We start from the raw sequence: 15,388 nt of genomic DNA on the forward strand, positions 1-15,388 counted from the left end.
GGCCCGCAAGAAGCGGGCGGCCCCCGGCTCCATGAGCGTCGGCCGGGCGGCAGTGCGCCACAACCGGTCCGTGCCCTCCGGCCGAAATGCGGCAAGGGCGGGGCTCGGCGACTCTGGAGATCGGGGGCGGTGCCGGGAGGAGCATCCATGCACTGGGAAACGATCCACAAGGACACCGCACCGGTCGTCCCGCCCCGTCTCACCGACTACGACCGGGCCCGCTCCGACTTCACCTGGTCGCGGGCGCGCACCGCACTGGCCGGGCTGCCCGGCGGCGGGCTCAACATGGCCCACGAGGCGGTCGACCGGCACGCGGCCTCGGAGCGCGCGGACAAGGTCGCGCTGCGGTGCGTGGCCCGGGATGATTCCGTCTCGACTGTCACCTACGCGGAACTGGCCCGTCGTACATCCCGCTTCGCTAACGTCCTGCGCTCTCTCGGCGTCAGCCACGGGGACCGTGTGTTCACGCTGCTGGGCCGCTGCCCCGAGCTCTACACCACGGTGCTGGGCGCGCTGAAGAACACCAGCGTGGTCTGCCCGCTCTTCTCCGCGTTCGGCCCCGACCCGGTGGAGCAGCGGCTGCGTCTCGGCGACGCCCAGGTCCTGGTCACCACCGCGGCCCTGTACCGGCGCAAGGTCGCCGAGCGCCGGGCGTCCGTTCCCAGCCTCAAACACGTCCTGATCGTCGGCCCCGGCGCGCAGGAGCTGCCCGGCACGGTCTCCTTCGACGACTTGATGTCCGCAGCCCCGGACACCTTCGCCATCCCGCCGACCTCGCCCGACGACATGGCGCTGCTGCACTTCACCAGCGGCACCACCGGCACACCGAAAGGTGCGGTCCATGTCCACGAGGCCGTGGTCGCGCATTACGCCACGGCCGCGTACGCCCTCGATCTGCAGCCCGAGGACGTGTACTGGTGCACCGCCGACCCCGGCTGGGTCACCGGCATGTCGTACGGGATCGTCGCCCCGCTCGTCCACGGCGTGACGCTGGTGGTCGACGAGGGCGACTACGACGCCCGGCGCTGGTACCGGATCCTCGGCGAAGAGCGGGTCACCGTCTGGTACACGGCCCCTACGGCCCTGCGGATGCTCATGCGCGCCACCCCGCGCCAGGGCCCGTACGACCTGCCCCACTCCTACGACCTGTCGGCCCTGCGCTTCATCGCCTCCGTCGGCGAGCCGCTCAACCCGGAAGCAGTCGTGTGGGGCCGGGACGTGCTGGGCCTGCCGATACACGACAACTGGTGGCAGACGGAGACCGGCTCCATCATGATCGCGAACTTCGCGGCCTGCGACATCCGGCCCGGCTCGATGGGGCGGCCGCTGCCCGGCGTCGAGGCGACTGTGGTGGAGCAGGGCGAGGACGGCCGGGCGCGGGTCGCCGGCGGCAGGGTCACGGAGGTGCAGAGGCCTGATGTCGAGGGCGAGTTGGCGCTGCGGCCGGGCTGGCCGTCGATGTTCCGCGGTTATCTGCACGACAAGGAACGCTACGACGCCGCGTTCGCTGACGGCTGGTATCTGACCGGTGACCTGGTCCGCCGGGACGCGGACGGCTGGTACTGGTTCGTGGGGCGCGGCGACGACGTCATCAAGTCGGCGGGGCATCTGATCGGCCCCTTCGAGGTGGAGAGCGCGCTGATGGAGCACCCGGCAGTGGCCGAGGCCGGGGTGATCGGACGGCCCGACCCGGTCGCCGGGAACGTCGTCAAGGCGTTCGTGTCGCTGCGCCCCGGCGTCGAGCCGACCCAGACCCTGCAGCGGGAGCTGCTGGCATTCGGTCGCCGCAAGCTGGGGCCAGCCGTAGCTCCCAGGGAAATCGCGTTCGACCAGAACCTGCCCAAGACCCGCAGCGGGAAGGTGATGCGCCGTCTGCTGCGTGCACGTGAACTCGGCTTGCCCACGGGCGACTTGTCGACCTTGGAGGGATCCGCATGAGCGTGGCCCGCCCCACCCGCACACGGAAGGACCCGGCGCCTTCGAAGTCCGGCAAGAAGACGGCGACGACCGGGGCGCCCAAGCGGAACGCGAGTGCCGGGCTCCCGGCCGGCCGACCGGGCACCGGGCACCGCATGGACCTGCTGGAGTCGATGCTGCGTATCCGGCGCTTCGAGGAGCGGTGCGTCGAGCTGTACAGCGCCGCCGAGATCCGCGGCTTCGTCCATCTCTACATCGGTGAGGAGGCTGTCGCCGTCGGCGTCAACGAGGCACTGACACCCGAGGACGCGGTCGTCTCCACCTACCGCGAACACGGGCACGCCCTGGCGCGCGGCATCACAGCCGAGGCAGTCATGGCCGAGATGTACGGCAGGACCACTGGATGCAGCGGCGGCCGGGGCGGATCCATGCACCTGTTCGACGCGAGTCGCCGCTTCTACGGGGGCAGCGCGATCGTCGCCGGCGGGCTTCCGCTCGCCGCCGGACTCGCACTTGCCGACCGAATGCGCGGAGAGTCCCGGGTCACCTGCTGCTTCTTCGGCGACGGAGCCTTCGCCGAGGGCGAGTTCCACGAGACGGCGAACCTTGCCGCGCTGTGGAGTCTGCCTCTGCTGCTCGTCTGTGAGAACAACCTCTACGCCATGGGCACCGCGCTCGCCCGGGAGCACGCGCAGACCGACCTGGCGATGCGCGCCGCCTCCTACGGCATGCCCGCCTGGGCCGTGGACGGCATGGACGTCGAGGCCGTCGAGCAGGCCGCCCGACGGGCGGTCGAGGGCGTACGGTCCGGTACCGGACCGCACTTCCTGGAGCTGCGCACCTACCGCTTCCGTGCCCACTCGATGTACGACCCGGACCGCTACCGCGCCAAGGCGGAGATCGAGCAGTGGAAGTCCCGGGACCCGATCAACCGGCTGATGGACCGCATGCGCGACAACGGTGAACCCGGCGAGAAGGAGCTCGCTCGAATCGAGCAACAGATCACCGCCGAGATCGACCGTGCCGTGGAAGCAGCCGAACAGGCACCCGAGGAGCCGGTCGAAACCCTGCTCCGCCACGTCACCAGTGCGTCGACGGGAGTGGTGAGTTGACCATGGGCGCCGGCGGAACGCAGGAAGCGAAGACGACCTACCGGGAGGCGCTGCGTGAGGCCCTCCGGGAGGCTCTGCGCGCCGACGACCGGGTCTTCCTCATGGGCGAGGACGTGGGCCGGTACGGCGGATGCTTCGGCGTCAGTCTCGGACTGCTGGAGGAGTTCGGCCCCGAACGCGTCCGCGACACCCCGCTGTCGGAGTCCGCGTTCGTCGGCGCCGGCATCGGCGCCGCCCTGGCCGGGATGCGGCCGATCGTCGAGATCATGACCGTCAACTTCAGCCTGCTCGCCCTCGACCAGATCCTCAACAACGCCGCCACCCTGCTGCACATGTCGGGCGGCCAACTGCCCGTGCCGCTGGTCATCCGCATGACCACGGGCGCCGGACGGCAACTCGCCGCTCAGCACTCGCACAGTCTGGAGGGCTGGTACGCCCACATCCCCGGCATCCGCGTCCTCGTCCCCGCCACCCTCGAGGACGCACGCCACATGCTGGCTCCCGCGCTCGCCGATCCCGACCCCGTACTGATCTTCGAGCACGGCAGCCTCTACAACGCCTCCGGCGAACTCCTCCCGCACACCGCCCCCGTGGACCTGGACCATGCCGCGATCCGTCGGCCCGGCACCGACATCTCCCTGATCACATACGGCGGTTCGCTGCCCAAGACCCTCGCGGCGGCGGACGAACTGGCCGCCGAGGGCATCGGCGCGGAAGTGATCGACCTGCGCACGCTGCGGCCTCTCGACGGCGTGACCATCGCCGCGTCCGTGGCCCGTACCCACCGTGCGGTGATCATCGACGAGGGCTGGCGTACCGGCAGCCTCGCCGCGGAGGTCTCCGCCCGCATCGCCGAGGAGTCGTTCTTCGAACTGGACGCGCCCGTCGAGCGGGTGTGCAGCGCGGAGGTGCCCATGCCGTACGCCCGGCGGCTGGAGGAGGCCGCCCTGCCGCAGACCGCCGACATCGTCGCGGCGGCCCACCGGGCGGTGGACTGATCATGGGCGAGTTCACCATGCCGTCCCTGGGCGCCGACATGGACGAGGGCACGCTCCTGGAGTGGCTTGTGGGGCCCGGTGACCTCGTCCACAAGGGCGATCCTGTCGCAGTCGTCGAGACCGCGAAGTCGACGATCGAGGTGGAGTGCTTCGAGACGGGGAGCATGACGGAGCTGCTCGTCGAACCGGGCACGACGGTCCCTGTGGGCACTCCCCTCGCCTTGATCGGACCGGCGGCGGGGAAGCCGCAGGAAACGGAGGAGGCAGGGAAGCCGCACAAACGCCGGAAAGGAGGGGAGACCAGGAGGCCCGAGGGCCCTACGAAAGCCGAGAAGGCGGAGAAGGGACCAGTCCCCCACGTGTCGAGGAAGGTCGAGCCCTCCGAGGCCCCCACCCCGCCACCCGAACCCGCCCCGGTCCCGGTGCCGTCGGTACCGTCCGACGCTCGGCAGCGCGGCCACATCGAGGCGGGGCCCCTGGTCCGGCACCTCGCGGAGCACAGCGGCGTCGACCTGGAGACGCTGCACGGCTCCGGACCCGGTGGGCGCGTCACCCGGTACGACGTCGAGGAAGAGGCTGCCCGAGCCACTGCTCGGCCGCCACGCGTGCGATCGACTCCCTTCGCCCGGCGGCTCGCCGCCGAACTGGGCGTCGACCTGGCCACGGTGACGGGGACGGGCAGGGAGTCGGCCGTGCGTGCCGTGGACGTACGCCGGGCAGTCCCCGGCCCGTCGGCCCCACCCGAACCAGCACCCGTGGGCGTCACCACGGCGCGTTCTTCCGCTCCACGGCCTTCTGCTGCGCCCCCGTCCGAATACCGGGCGGCAGCCATGCGCCAGGCGATCGCCGGCCTGATGACCCGCGCCAACCGGGACATCCCGCACTACTACCTCTCCACCACCGTGGACATGGCCGCCGCGATGGACTGGCTGCACGAGCACAATCGGAGCAGCCCGGTCGGTGAACGGCTGCTCCCCGCGGCGCTGCTACTCAAGGCGGCGGCCCTGGCGGCCCGGGAGGTCTCTGACCTCAACGGCTTCTGGACCGACGACCACTTCACGGCAGGCGAGGGCGTCCACCTCGGCGTGGCCGTGTCCCTGCGCGGCGGGGGGCTCGTCGCCCCCGCTCTGCACGACGCCGACACCCTGGCACTCCCGCAGCTGATGACCGCCCTGAAGGACCTGGTCGGCCGGGCCCGCACGGGCAGGCTGCGCGGTTCCGAGGTGTCCGACACCACGATCACGGTCACCAACCTGGGCGACCAGGGTGTGGAGACCGTCTTCGGCGTGATCTACCCGCCGCAAGTGGCCCTGGTCGGGTTCGGGCGGGTCATCGACCGGCCGTGTGCCGTAGACGGGCTGCTGGGCGTGCGCCCCGCGGTCACGGCGACACTCTCGGCCGACCACCGGGCGACAGACGGTGCCGTCGGTGCCCGCTACCTCACGGCGGTCTCCCGCCTTCTGCAGAACCCGGAGCAACTGTGAACATGAACAGAACCGACGCACTGGACATGGTCAGGGAATCGATCTCCTCCGTCATCCCCGACGCCGACGCCGACGTCGCCGCGCTGGCGCCCGACGACAGGTTCCGCGAGGTGCTCGAGATGGACTCGCTGGACTTCCTGAGTTTTGTTGAGGTCCTCAGCGAACGGTCGGGCATCCGCATCGAGGACGAGGACACGCCCCGGCTCACCACGCTGTCCGGCAGCGCCGACTTCCTCGTCACCCGCATGCAGTGATGTGCGCCCCATGGATGACCAGCCGCCGACGAAGGTGGCCGTCGCCGCCCTGAGCGGACCGCGCCTCGGGGGGGCGCGAGCCGTCGAGCTCCCCGGCCTGATGACAGGGGCGACCACCACAGCCCTGCCGAGCAAGGAGGAGATCGTGACCACGCTGACCCAGCAGTTGCACCACGAGCACGAGCACCTGCTGCCACACATCGAAGCACTGCGCACGGTCGCCGATACCGTGGGCCGAGCGACGCCGGAGGCGCTCGGCACCGCGCTCGCCGACCTTCAGCTCTTCCTGGCCGATCACCTCATCCCGCATGCCGAAGCCGAGGAGCGGGTGCTGTACCCGGCGGTCGCTCGAGTGATGGGCGCCGCAGAAGCGACCGCAACCATGTCCAGGGAGCACGCCGAGGTCGGTCGACTGGCGCGTGAGCTGGGCACACTACGGGAGGCGATGGGCCGGGACGGGCTCAACGGCGAAGGCCAGGCCGCACTGCGACGCGTCCTGTACGGCCTGTACACACTGGTCAAGGTCCACTTCGCGAAGGAAGAGGAGATCTACCTGCCGCTACTCGAAGAGCGGCTCACCGCCTCGGAGACCGAACAGCTTCTCGCCGAGCTGGCCCACTCCAACCCCCACCGGTGAAACCCGCCAAGCCGGACGATCACGGCTCAGACCGCTTCCGTGTCGTCGACGACATCGATCACGTCATCGATGTCCCGCACCGATGCAAGCAGTTCGGGGGCAACGGCCTTGTCCACCCTCCCCGTCATGGTCACCACGCCGTTCTCCACGGCGACCCCGACGGCACGCGGATCCAGCAGATGCCGGCCGATCAGCGATTCGACCTCGGCCCGGATCTCGGCGTCGTCACGGATCAGGGCACGCAGCAGGTCGCGTCGGCTCACCACACCGACGAGCCGGCCGTGGCGGTCGGTCACCGGGAGCCGCTTCAGCCGCGCGTGGGCAGCGGTCCACGCTGCGTCCGCCACTCGCTGCGCCGGGTGGACGGTGACCGGCGGGAAGGTCATCAAGGTGGCTGCCGTGTCCCCGCGGCTCTTCTCGTAGAGGTGGTGCTGCCGCAGCTTGCCGACAGGTCCGTGCCGGTGCGGTTCCGCCATGACGGCGGCCTTGGCCAGCAGATCGGACTCCGAAACGACACCGATCACGTGATCGTCGGCGTCGACCACCGGCAGGGCGCTCACCTGCTCGCGGGCGAGTGTGTGGGCCACGTCCAGGAACGGCATGTCACCGGGGACGGAGGCCGCCGGTACCTGCATGACGTCCCGCACACGGAGGATGGCCGGTTCTCGGGCGGGCGGCTCGGGTGCGGCCGTGGCGGGAGGCTGTGTCTTCTCGCTGCCGGGAGCGGTGTCGGGCCCCTCGGTGCTCCTCGCCGACGCGGCGGCGGCGACTGCCGTGAGGTAGCGGCGCAGCGCGTCCTGGCGCGTTTCCTCCTGGGGTGTCCAGGGGCGGCCCGGGCGGGCTTCCTTCCGCGCAGAGCTGTGTTTGTAGTCGCTCATGGCTGCCTCCTGGGGACACAGTCCACCTACGCGGTCAGTCTCGCATCGATCCACGGGTGCGGGGGCCGAACGGTCCCGTGTGCGGGACAGGTGGCCCGGCGCGGCGCGACACGCCGTCGCCTACCAAGGAGACTGGGAAACGGGGCCTGGGCCCACCTGGAGGAGATTTCGTGACGGGTTTCCGGGACTTTCTGGCACGGTTCCGGCCGGCGGCGTCGCCCGGCCGGGCCGCACCGAGTGGTGTCCCCGCGGACCGCTCCGCCGAACTCCGTGCCGAACTCGCGCCGCCCCTGGCCCTGCTCGAACAGGCGGAGGCGGAAGCCCGGACCGTACGCGAGCGGGCCGACTGGGCCGCCGCGTCACGTCGGCGGGAAGCCGAACGGCAGGCCGAGGAGATCGTGGCCGAAGCGCGTGCGGAGGCCGGCCGGGTACGGGCGCACGCAGCCGGGCAGGTGCTGCGTGCGGCCGAGGGCGAGGCGGCGGCACTGCTGACCGAGGCGGAACGCGAGGCAGCCGCCGTACGCGATCGTGCCAGGAACCGTACGCCCGCGTTCGCCGAGCGTGTGCTCACGATGGTGCGGGAGGACCTCGCGGCGGAGGAGATGTCACCGCTGGCACCGGCGGATCACCTTGCTCCAGGCCCGGAGGAACCACAGGAGGGTGGTCCGTGATGGGCGCCGGATGGGTGGCGGGCGTGACCCGGGCACGCGCTCTGCGAACCAGGTGCCTGGGGGCCGAGGGCATCAGGGAAGTAGCCGCGTCCCGCACCCTCGATGACGCCCTGCGCTACTTGGCGGCCACGCCATACCGGCACGACGTCACTTCAGGGGCCACGCCGGCCGAGGCCCAGCGTGCGGTCTCGGCGACACTGCTGTGGCATCTGCGGGTTCTCGCCGGCTGGCAGCCGGCCGCCGGCGCCGACGCCATCCGGGCACTCGCCGCCGGATTCGAAATCTCCAACACCGAACACCACCTGAGGGCTCTCGCGGCCGACTCCCGTCAGCCGGGCGCCGAACGTCTCCGTCCCCCGGCCTACCGTCTGGGCGCGCTGGCGATCGCCTGGACGCAGCTCGCCGGTACCCGTACGCCGTCGGAGCTGCGTACCGCGCTGGCGGCCTCCGTCTGGGGCGACCCCGGGGGCGACTCCCCCGCCGCGGTCGCCACCGGTATGCGGGTCTCCGCCGCCGTACGTCTCGCCACCGCCGTTCCCGACGTGGCGCGCTGGGCGGCGGCCCGGCTCGCCTTGCTGTTCGGCCGTGAGGTGTTCATCGTCGGCCGCCGAGTGCCGGACGTCTCGACCCGCCGGGCAGCCCGTCTTCTCGGCCCGCGGGCGGTGGACGCGGGGTCGTACGCCGATTTCCGGCAGGCTCTTCCGACCACCGCGAGGTGGCTGCTGGACGACGTCGACGACGCGACGGACCTGTGGCGGGCGGAGGCACGGTGGTGGGAGGCCGTCGAGCGGGACGGCCTGGAACTGCTGCGTCGGTCCCACTTCGGTCCGCAGCCGGTGGTGGGGGCCGTGGCACTGCTGTCCGCCGATGCGTGGCGTACACGCGGCGCGCTGGAACTGGCCGCCCGGGGCGGCGGCCCCGGGGACTGGCCGGCGGAGGTGCTCGATGCTCCGGGCTGAGGCAGCGCTGCCGGTCCGGATGCGCAGGGTGGCCATCGTGGCCCCCGAGAAGGCGCTGCGGGAAAGTCTGGTGCGGATCGCCGAGGCGGGCTGCGTCGAGATCGACCTGGCCGGGGACGGAGGGCCGGATGTCCGCGGGCCTGCGGCGACGCGCCTGCAGCGGGTGCGCTCAGAGCCGGCGCGACCCGTTCTCAGCGATGCTTCCCCCGACCTGGACGTCCTTGAAAGCGAGGGCCGGACGGACCTGCTGGCGGGTGAGGCGCAGCTGGAGGAACGCCTCGGCAGCGCGGTCCGGCACGGGGCGGGCGCGGCCCTGGCCGGCTGGTGTCCCGAGACAGAGGTGGGCGCCACGGCGGCGCGCATCGCCGCCGCCGGGGGCGCGCTGGTGCCGCTTCGTACCCCGCGTGGTGTCGATCCCCCGACCTTGCTGACCGGAGCGCGCACGCTGCCCCCGGGGCATGCGGCGAGGACCATACGTCGCTCCTTCACGCCCTTGGTCACGACGTATGGAACCGTGCCCTATGCCGACCTCGACCCCACGATGGCGGCCGGGTTCGTCTACGTGGTGATGTTCGGCCTGATGTTCGGCGATGCGGGGCACGGGCTGCTGCTGGTCGCCATCGCACTCCTGCTGCGCGCGGGCAGGCCGCGCCGAGCGGCGGCGCTGCGCCCGCTGTGGCCCTTCATCGCAGGGGCGGGTCTGACCGCCACCCTGGCCGGGGTGGCGTACGGCGAGTTCTTCGGCCCCACCCGGATACTGCCGGTGCTGTGGCTGGAGCCGCTGGAGGAGCCCATGCGGCTGCTGGCCGCGGCCGTCGGACTCGGCGCTGTACTGCTCGCCGTCGCCTACGCCGTCGGCATCGTGAACCGGTGGCGGGAGGGCGGTCCGGCAGCGGCCCTCTACGCGACGACCGGGATCGCGGGGGCGACGCTCTATCTCGGTCTCGCCGTCGTCGCCGGGTACGCGTGGCTCGGCCAGGTCGCGTACGGGGTCGTGGGTGCGGTGATCGCGGCTGTCGGCCTGGCGCTGGCTGGGGTGGGGCTGTACGCGACCACGGCGGGCGGTCCGGGCGGCGCCGTGCAGACCGGCATCCAACTGTTCGACGCGGTGGTGCGGATCGGCTCGAACGTCGTGTCCTTCGCGCGGCTCGCGGCCTTCGGGCTGACCCATGCGGCACTCGGCGCGATCGTCTGGGACGGAACAACGGCGCTGGTGGGCCGAGGCCCGGTGGGCGTCGTCGCAGCAGTGCTCGTCTTTCTGCTCGGCAATGCCCTGGCCTTCTCGCTGGAGGCACTCGTGGCCGGTGTCCAGGCCCTGCGGCTGGAGTTCTACGAACTGTTCTCCCGGCTCTTCGAGGGCGAAGGCCGCCCCTTCAGGCCCTGGCACCTGCCCGTGGAACACCTCACGGCGCCGGCCGCCGGCGCCGGGCCGCTCGCAGCGGCGGCGGTCGTACGACACGGCCCGGTGAGGGAGGAAGAATCGTGATCACCTGGTTCTTGGCCCTGCCCGTCATCGTCGCGGGCTTCGTCGCCGTACGCCTGGTGCTGCGGCGCTCGGGCCGGACGGCACTGTGGTGGATGGTCGCCGCCGACGCCGTGCTCCTGGTGGCCGCCACCGTGGTGCTGGCCCTGGCACTCGGCGGCGGATCCGCTCAGGCCGCGACCACGACGGCACAGGACTCCGGCTCCGGATCCGCCGCCCTCATCGGAGCCGCGATCGCGGTGGCCGGAGCGACGATCGGGGCGGGCATCGCCGTCGCCTACACAGGCGCTGCGGCTCTGGCGGCGCTCAGCGAACGGCCCGAACTCTTCGGCCGGGCCATGGTCATCGTCGGGCTGGCCGAGGGCATCGCCATCTACGGGCTGGTCGTCGCGGTCATCCTCATCGGGAAGGCATGACCATGAGCCGCGTCGCCGCTCTCGGGGAACGTTCCAGGGTGACCGGTCTGGCCCTGGCCGGGGCGGTCGTCCTGGTCGCCGACGACGCCCAGGCTGTACGCCGGGTCTGGCGCAGCCTGCCGGACGGCATCGACCTGGTGATCCTCACACCCACCGCGGCCGAGGCACTGGATTCGGACACCGCAACACCCGGCCCCCACCGTCCGCTGACCGCCGTGATGCCGCCATGACGACCCCGGCCCCCGGGCAGACGACGGACGCGCTCTCGCCGGTCCGGGCGGGGTTGCTGCGAGCCGCTCACGCCGACGCGGAGGCGGTCCTGACCCATGCCGAGCGGGAGGCCGCAGCACTGCTCGACCAGGCCCGCGCCGAGGCTCGGGCCATCCTCGACGAAGCCCGGCGGCAGGGCGAGGCCGACGGCTCGGACGCCGCCCGGGACCTTCTCGTCAGGGCCCGGCGGAACGCCAGGTCCCGCACGCTCGCCGCTCGCCGGGAGGCGTACCAGGAGCTGCGCCGCGAGGCCGCCGAGCGGGTCCGCGCCCTGCGCGGGACCGATGGCTACGCCGGCCTGCGGGCGTGGCTGGGGCAGCGGGCTCGTGTCCTCCTCGGTCCCGCGGCCGAAGTCGGCGAGCACGCCGACGGGGGCGTGGTGGCCAGGGCGCCGGGAAGGCGGGTCGACCTCTCGCTGACCGCGCTCGCCGACCGGGCGCTGGACCGAATGGGAGGGGAGGTGCGGAGCCTGTGGGAGCCGTGACGGAAGACTCCGGGACCCGTCAGCGACAGACCGACCGGCGGTCGGTCTCCCGCATCCTGCGTGTCACCGGACCGCTCGTGGAGATGGAGTACACGGGCGGCATCGCGATGTACGACCTGGTCTCGATCGGCCCCGCCCGGCTGCCCGGAGAGATCGTGGCCATCAGCGGCCACGTGGTCACCGTCCAGGCGTACGAGTACACCGGCGGCCTCGCTCCGGGACAGACGGCGCTGCCCCAGGGCCGTCCGCTGTCGGTCCGGCTCGGCCCCGAACTGCTCGGCGGAATCTTCGACGGTCTGCTGCGCCCCCTGTCCGGTGCCGGGGACTGGCTGTTGCCCGGTGCACAACGAAACACGGCTGAGGAACGGGTCTGGCCTTTCCGCCCCTTCGTGGCGCGGGGCGAGCAGGTGGCCGAGGGGCAGGCGCTCGGAGAGATTCGCGACGCGGGTCCCCTACGGGTGAAGGTCCTCGTGCCGCCGGGCGGCGGGGGCACGGTCGAGGAGATCGCCGAGGCCGGGGACCACCCACGGGAGGCCGTGGTGGCTGTGGTGGGCGGTACCGAGGTGACAGTCGGCGCCCTGTGGCCGGTGCGCCGGCCGCGTCCGGTGCGGGAGCGCGTCGACAGCCACGAGGCCCTGAGCACCGGACAGCGGGTGATCGACCTGCTCTTCCCCGTGGCCCGGGGCAGCACGGTGGCGGTGCCCGGCGGCTTCGGCACCGGCAAGACGATGCTCCTGCAGCAGATCGCCAAGTGGTGCGATGCGGACGTCATCGTCTACGTCGGCTGCGGGGAGCGCGGCAACGAGATGGCCGACGTCATCACCGAACTGTCGGAGCTCCAGGACCCGCGCACGGGCGGGCGCCTCGCGGACCGCACCGTGACGATCGCCAACACCTCCAACATGCCGATGATGGCCCGCGAGGCGAGCGTCTACACGGGGATGACGGTCGCCGAGTACTTCCGGGACATGGGCCTGGATGTGGTGGTCATCGCCGACTCGACCTCCCGGTGGGCCGAGGCGCTGCGCGAGTTCGCCTCCCGCACCGGCGCGCTGCCCGCCGAGGAGGGCTACCCGGCCGGACTGGCCTCCGCCATCGCCGCGTTCTACGAACGGGCCGCGGCCGTGACCACCCTCGAAGGAGACCGGGGATCGGTGACCGTGATCGGCGCGGTGTCACCACCCGGCGGCGACATGACCGAACCGGTGACCGCGCACACCGAACGCTTCGTCCGCTGCCTGTGGACCCTCGACCGCGACCTCGCCTACGCCCGCCACTACCCGGCGGTCTCCTGGGCGGGGTCCTTCTCCCGCGACGTTCCGGTCCTCGCCGCCAGACATCGGGCGGCCGGCGATCCGGCGTGGGCCAGGCGCCGCGACCGGGTGGGAGCGGTGCTGGCGGAAGCCGACCGGCTCGCCGACCTGGTGGACCTGATCGGCATCGCCGCCCTGCCCGCGCGGGAGCGGATCAGTGTGCTGGCGGGGAGGCTGGTCCGCGAGGGCGTACTGCAGCAGAGCGCGCTGTCGGAGCGGGACGCCTACTGCGGGCCGGAGAAGACGGCCGCCCTGGCCGACGCCGTCCTCGCGGTCGCCGACCACTGCCGCGAGCTGGTGGACTCCGACATCCCGGCGTCCGCGGTCGAGGAGGTCGACTTCGGCCCACTGCTGCGCGCCCGCGAGGACACCGGCCCGCAGGACGCCGCCGGAGTGGCGGCGCGGCGGGACGCCATGCTCGCCCGGTTGGGGGGCTTGCGGCCATGAGCCTGACCGGTGGGATCGAGTACACGTCGGTGCGTGAACTGCGGGGGCCGCTCGCGATCGTCGAAGGCGTGACCGGGATCGGCTGGGACGAGTACGTACGCATCACCCTCGCCTCGGGCGATCTCCGCCACGGCGTGGTCCTGGACGCCGACCGCGACCTGGCGGTCGTCCAGGTGCTGGAGGGCACCGCGGGCATGGACCCGGAAGGTGTCCGGGCGGCCTTCACGGGCAGCCCACTGCGTGTTCCGGTCGGCACGGAGTGGCTCGGCCGGGTCTGCAACGGCCGGGGCGAACCCCTCGACGGCGGCCCGCCCGTCCTCGGCTCCCACGACGCCGAGGTGGGCGGCGCGCCCATCAACCCTGTGCGGCGCGAACCGCCATCCGAGCCGGTGCTCACCGGCGTCGGGGTCGTCGATGCCCTGACCACGCTGGTACGAGGGCAGAAACTGCCGGTGTTCTCCGTGGCCGGGCTGCCGCACCTGGAGCTGGCCGCCCAGGTCGCCGCGCAGGCCACTGCCGCCGGTGAGGCGTTCAGCGTCGTCTTCGCGGGCATGGGGCTCACCCATGCCGACGCCTCCTTCGTGCGCGACGCCCTGGAGGAACGGTCCGCAGCCGGAGAGCTGGTCCTGCTGCTGAACACCGCCGACGACCCGGTGATCGAACGGATCCTCACCCCGCGCATCGCCCTCACCGTCGCCGAGCACCTCGCCTTCACCGAGGGACGCCACGTCCTCGTGGTGATGACCGACATGACCACGTACGCCGAGGCCCTGCGCGAGGTCTCCGCCGCCCGCGGGGAGATCCCCGCCCGCCGCGCCTACCCCGGCTACCTCTACAGCGACCTGGCCTCCCTGTACGAACGCTGCGGACGCATCCGGGGCCGTCCCGGCTCGGTCACCGTACTGCCGGTGCTCACCATGCCCGCGGGCGACATCACCCACCCTGTGCCCGACCTCACCGGCTACATCACCGAAGGCCAGATCGTGCTCTCGTCCGAGACACACGCGCGGGGCGTATACCCGCCGCTGGACGCGCTGTCCTCCCTCTCCCGGCTGATGCGCAAGGGCGCGGGGCCCGGCCGTACCCGCGACGACCACCTCGACGTCGCGGCCCAGCTGCTCGCTGCCCTGGCCCGCGCGCGGCAGGTACGCGATCTCGCGGACCTGGTCGGCCAGGCGGCGCTGAGCCCCACCGACCGCCGCTACCTGGACTACGAGGAGGCGTTCCTGCGGGACTTCGCCGACCAGCGCAGCGACGAGCCGCGCGACCTCGACACCTCGCTGGAACGCGGCTGGCGGGCGCTACTCACCCTGCCCCGCAGTCAGCTGTCCATGCTTCCCGCCTCCCTCCTCGACGCCCACGGAGCCCAGGACTCACCGGACACGGAGGCGTCCCGATGACCGGCGCACGCCGTACGCCGCCCGGCCGTGCGGGTCGCCTGCGGCTGCGGCACAGCCTCGATGTCGCCGAGCGCGGAGCCGACCTCCTGGAGCAGAAGCTGCGCATCCTGCGCTCCGAGCACCAGCGGCTGCTGCGTACGGAGCAGGAAGCCGCCGACGCCTGGCGGGACCTCCTGGCGGAGGCCGAGAGCTGGCTGCTGCGGGCACTGCTCCTGGGCGGGGAACAGTCCCTGGACGCGGCCGCCGCGGGCATCGGCGCCGCCGAGGTCACTGTGCGCTGGGCCACCTCCATGGGCGTACGCCACCCGGCCGCGGTCGCCCTGTCCGTACCGGCCCGTCCGCCCACAGCCGCCGCCCCCACCAACACGGCCCTCGTGCACGCCGAGGCGGCCTACGGCCGCGCCGTGCGCGCCGCCGCCGAGTACGCGGCGGCCCACGCCGCCGCCGAGTTGGTGGGCACGGAAGTCATCAGCACACGGCACCGGGCCCGTGCTCTGCGGCGCCACTGGATCCCCCGCCTGCGGGAGGCCCTGGAGCGGAGCGACCTCGCCTTGGAACAGGCCGAGCACGAGGACAGCGTCCGGCGGCGTTGGGCCGCTCGGCATCAGTCATGAGATGTCCTGATAAGAGCTGAAACAGAAGTAAAGTAAGCCTACCCTAAGTAC

At 72.3% G+C, this 15,388-nt stretch carries 16 protein-coding genes; 15 read left to right on the forward strand and 1 reads right to left on the reverse strand.

Annotated features, from left to right (window positions below):
* Positions 1-147: 147 nt before the first annotated feature.
* Genes acsA through ACFZDA_RS40235 form a run of 6 tightly spaced genes read left to right on the forward strand, consistent with a single transcriptional unit; the run spans position 148 to position 6,402 of the window.
* Complete coding sequence (acsA, locus tag ACFZDA_RS40210; protein WP_391091292.1) at positions 148-1,938, forward strand: acetate--CoA ligase; 1,791 nt, start codon at positions 148-150, stop codon at positions 1,936-1,938.
* Positions 1,935-3,029 carry a pyruvate dehydrogenase (acetyl-transferring) E1 component subunit alpha gene (gene pdhA / locus ACFZDA_RS40215; RefSeq protein WP_391091294.1) on the forward strand — a complete coding sequence of 365 codons (1,095 nt, stop codon included), beginning with the start codon at positions 1,935-1,937 and terminating at the stop codon, positions 3,027-3,029. Before acsA ends, pdhA begins: the two co-directional genes overlap by 4 nt.
* A gap of 2 nt (positions 3,030-3,031) precedes the next feature.
* On the forward strand, positions 3,032-4,027 hold the full coding sequence (locus ACFZDA_RS40220; protein ID WP_391091296.1) for a pyruvate dehydrogenase complex E1 component subunit beta: 996 nt from the start codon (positions 3,032-3,034) through the stop codon (positions 4,025-4,027).
* A 2-nt stretch (positions 4,028-4,029) separates the two neighbouring features.
* Positions 4,030-5,511: a 2-oxo acid dehydrogenase subunit E2 gene (locus ACFZDA_RS40225; protein ID WP_391091298.1), complete on the forward strand. Its 1,482-nt coding sequence runs from the start codon at positions 4,030-4,032 to the stop codon at positions 5,509-5,511.
* Positions 5,512-5,513: 2 nt separating this feature from the next.
* Positions 5,514-5,765, forward strand: coding sequence for a phosphopantetheine-binding protein (locus ACFZDA_RS40230; protein ID WP_391091300.1), 252 nt, complete (start codon positions 5,514-5,516; stop codon positions 5,763-5,765).
* A gap of 10 nt (positions 5,766-5,775) precedes the next feature.
* The gene (locus ACFZDA_RS40235; RefSeq protein ID WP_391091302.1) at positions 5,776-6,402 is read left to right on the forward strand and encodes a hemerythrin domain-containing protein; all 627 of its coding nucleotides are present in this window, start codon (positions 5,776-5,778) and stop codon (positions 6,400-6,402) included.
* A gap of 26 nt (positions 6,403-6,428) precedes the next feature.
* Here ACFZDA_RS40235 and ACFZDA_RS40240 read toward each other — a convergent pair whose 3' ends face one another.
* Positions 6,429-7,280, reverse strand: a complete 852-nt coding sequence (locus ACFZDA_RS40240) for a CBS domain-containing protein (protein ID WP_391091304.1) — start codon at positions 7,278-7,280, stop codon at positions 6,429-6,431.
* Positions 7,281-7,450: 170 nt separating this feature from the next.
* Here ACFZDA_RS40240 and ACFZDA_RS40245 point away from each other — a divergent pair, with 170 nt between their 5' ends.
* Genes ACFZDA_RS40245 through ACFZDA_RS40285 form a run of 9 tightly spaced genes read left to right on the forward strand, consistent with a single transcriptional unit; the run spans position 7,451 to position 15,337 of the window.
* Positions 7,451-7,951 carry a hypothetical protein gene (locus tag ACFZDA_RS40245; protein WP_391091306.1) on the forward strand — a complete coding sequence of 167 codons (501 nt, stop codon included), beginning with the start codon at positions 7,451-7,453 and terminating at the stop codon, positions 7,949-7,951.
* Positions 7,951-8,910: a V-type ATPase subunit gene (locus tag ACFZDA_RS40250; protein ID WP_391091308.1), complete on the forward strand. Its 960-nt coding sequence runs from the start codon at positions 7,951-7,953 to the stop codon at positions 8,908-8,910. The genes ACFZDA_RS40245 and ACFZDA_RS40250 overlap by 1 nt, the downstream gene beginning before the upstream one ends.
* Positions 8,897-10,396, forward strand: a complete 1,500-nt coding sequence (locus ACFZDA_RS40255) for a V-type ATPase 116kDa subunit family protein (RefSeq protein ID WP_391091310.1) — start codon at positions 8,897-8,899, stop codon at positions 10,394-10,396. The genes ACFZDA_RS40250 and ACFZDA_RS40255 overlap by 14 nt, the downstream gene beginning before the upstream one ends.
* Positions 10,393-10,809, forward strand: coding sequence for an ATP synthase subunit C (locus ACFZDA_RS40260; protein WP_009322764.1), 417 nt, complete (start codon positions 10,393-10,395; stop codon positions 10,807-10,809). Before ACFZDA_RS40255 ends, ACFZDA_RS40260 begins: the two co-directional genes overlap by 4 nt.
* Positions 10,806-11,039, forward strand: coding sequence for a hypothetical protein (locus ACFZDA_RS40265; protein ID WP_391091312.1), 234 nt, complete (start codon positions 10,806-10,808; stop codon positions 11,037-11,039). Before ACFZDA_RS40260 ends, ACFZDA_RS40265 begins: the two co-directional genes overlap by 4 nt.
* Positions 11,036-11,563 (forward strand): hypothetical protein, encoded by a 528-nt coding sequence (locus ACFZDA_RS40270; protein ID WP_391091315.1) that lies wholly within the window; start codon positions 11,036-11,038, stop codon positions 11,561-11,563. The genes ACFZDA_RS40265 and ACFZDA_RS40270 overlap by 4 nt, the downstream gene beginning before the upstream one ends.
* On the forward strand, positions 11,560-13,323 hold the full coding sequence (locus ACFZDA_RS40275; protein ID WP_391091317.1) for a V-type ATP synthase subunit A: 1,764 nt from the start codon (positions 11,560-11,562) through the stop codon (positions 13,321-13,323). The genes ACFZDA_RS40270 and ACFZDA_RS40275 overlap by 4 nt, the downstream gene beginning before the upstream one ends.
* Complete coding sequence (locus ACFZDA_RS40280) at positions 13,320-14,723, forward strand: V-type ATP synthase subunit B (protein WP_391091319.1); 1,404 nt, start codon at positions 13,320-13,322, stop codon at positions 14,721-14,723. Before ACFZDA_RS40275 ends, ACFZDA_RS40280 begins: the two co-directional genes overlap by 4 nt.
* The gene (locus tag ACFZDA_RS40285; RefSeq protein ID WP_391091321.1) at positions 14,720-15,337 is read left to right on the forward strand and encodes a V-type ATP synthase subunit D; all 618 of its coding nucleotides are present in this window, start codon (positions 14,720-14,722) and stop codon (positions 15,335-15,337) included. The genes ACFZDA_RS40280 and ACFZDA_RS40285 overlap by 4 nt, the downstream gene beginning before the upstream one ends.
* The last annotated feature ends 51 nt before the right edge of the window (positions 15,338-15,388 follow it).

It is taken from the genome of Streptomyces sp. NPDC007991, from assembly GCF_042958445.1.
In the GTDB taxonomy this organism is placed as follows: domain Bacteria; phylum Actinomycetota; class Actinomycetes; order Streptomycetales; family Streptomycetaceae; genus Streptomyces.

Bases quoted from the DNA above. Each gene is read 5' to 3' on its own strand.
- ACFZDA_RS40270 (WP_391091315.1), top strand. From the start codon at position 11,036: ATGACGACCCCGGCCCCCGGGCAGACGACGGACGCGCTCTCGCCGGTC.
- ACFZDA_RS40255 (WP_391091310.1), top strand. From the start codon at position 8,897: ATGCTCCGGGCTGAGGCAGCGCTGCCGGTCCGGATGCGCAGGGTGGCC.
- ACFZDA_RS40230 (WP_391091300.1), top strand. From the start codon at position 5,514: ATGAACAGAACCGACGCACTGGACATGGTCAGGGAATCGATCTCCTCC.
- acsA (WP_391091292.1), top strand. From the start codon at position 148: ATGCACTGGGAAACGATCCACAAGGACACCGCACCGGTCGTCCCGCCC.
- ACFZDA_RS40250 (WP_391091308.1), top strand. From the start codon at position 7,951: ATGGGCGCCGGATGGGTGGCGGGCGTGACCCGGGCACGCGCTCTGCGA.
- ACFZDA_RS40265 (WP_391091312.1), top strand. From the start codon at position 10,806: ATGACCATGAGCCGCGTCGCCGCTCTCGGGGAACGTTCCAGGGTGACC.
- ACFZDA_RS40240 (WP_391091304.1), bottom strand. From the start codon at position 7,280: ATGAGCGACTACAAACACAGCTCTGCGCGGAAGGAAGCCCGCCCGGGC.
- ACFZDA_RS40220 (WP_391091296.1), top strand. From the start codon at position 3,032: ATGGGCGCCGGCGGAACGCAGGAAGCGAAGACGACCTACCGGGAGGCG.
- ACFZDA_RS40225 (WP_391091298.1), top strand. From the start codon at position 4,030: ATGGGCGAGTTCACCATGCCGTCCCTGGGCGCCGACATGGACGAGGGC.
- ACFZDA_RS40280 (WP_391091319.1), top strand. From the start codon at position 13,320: ATGAGCCTGACCGGTGGGATCGAGTACACGTCGGTGCGTGAACTGCGG.
- pdhA (WP_391091294.1), top strand. From the start codon at position 1,935: ATGAGCGTGGCCCGCCCCACCCGCACACGGAAGGACCCGGCGCCTTCG.
- ACFZDA_RS40235 (WP_391091302.1), top strand. From the start codon at position 5,776: ATGGATGACCAGCCGCCGACGAAGGTGGCCGTCGCCGCCCTGAGCGGA.
- ACFZDA_RS40285 (WP_391091321.1), top strand. From the start codon at position 14,720: ATGACCGGCGCACGCCGTACGCCGCCCGGCCGTGCGGGTCGCCTGCGG.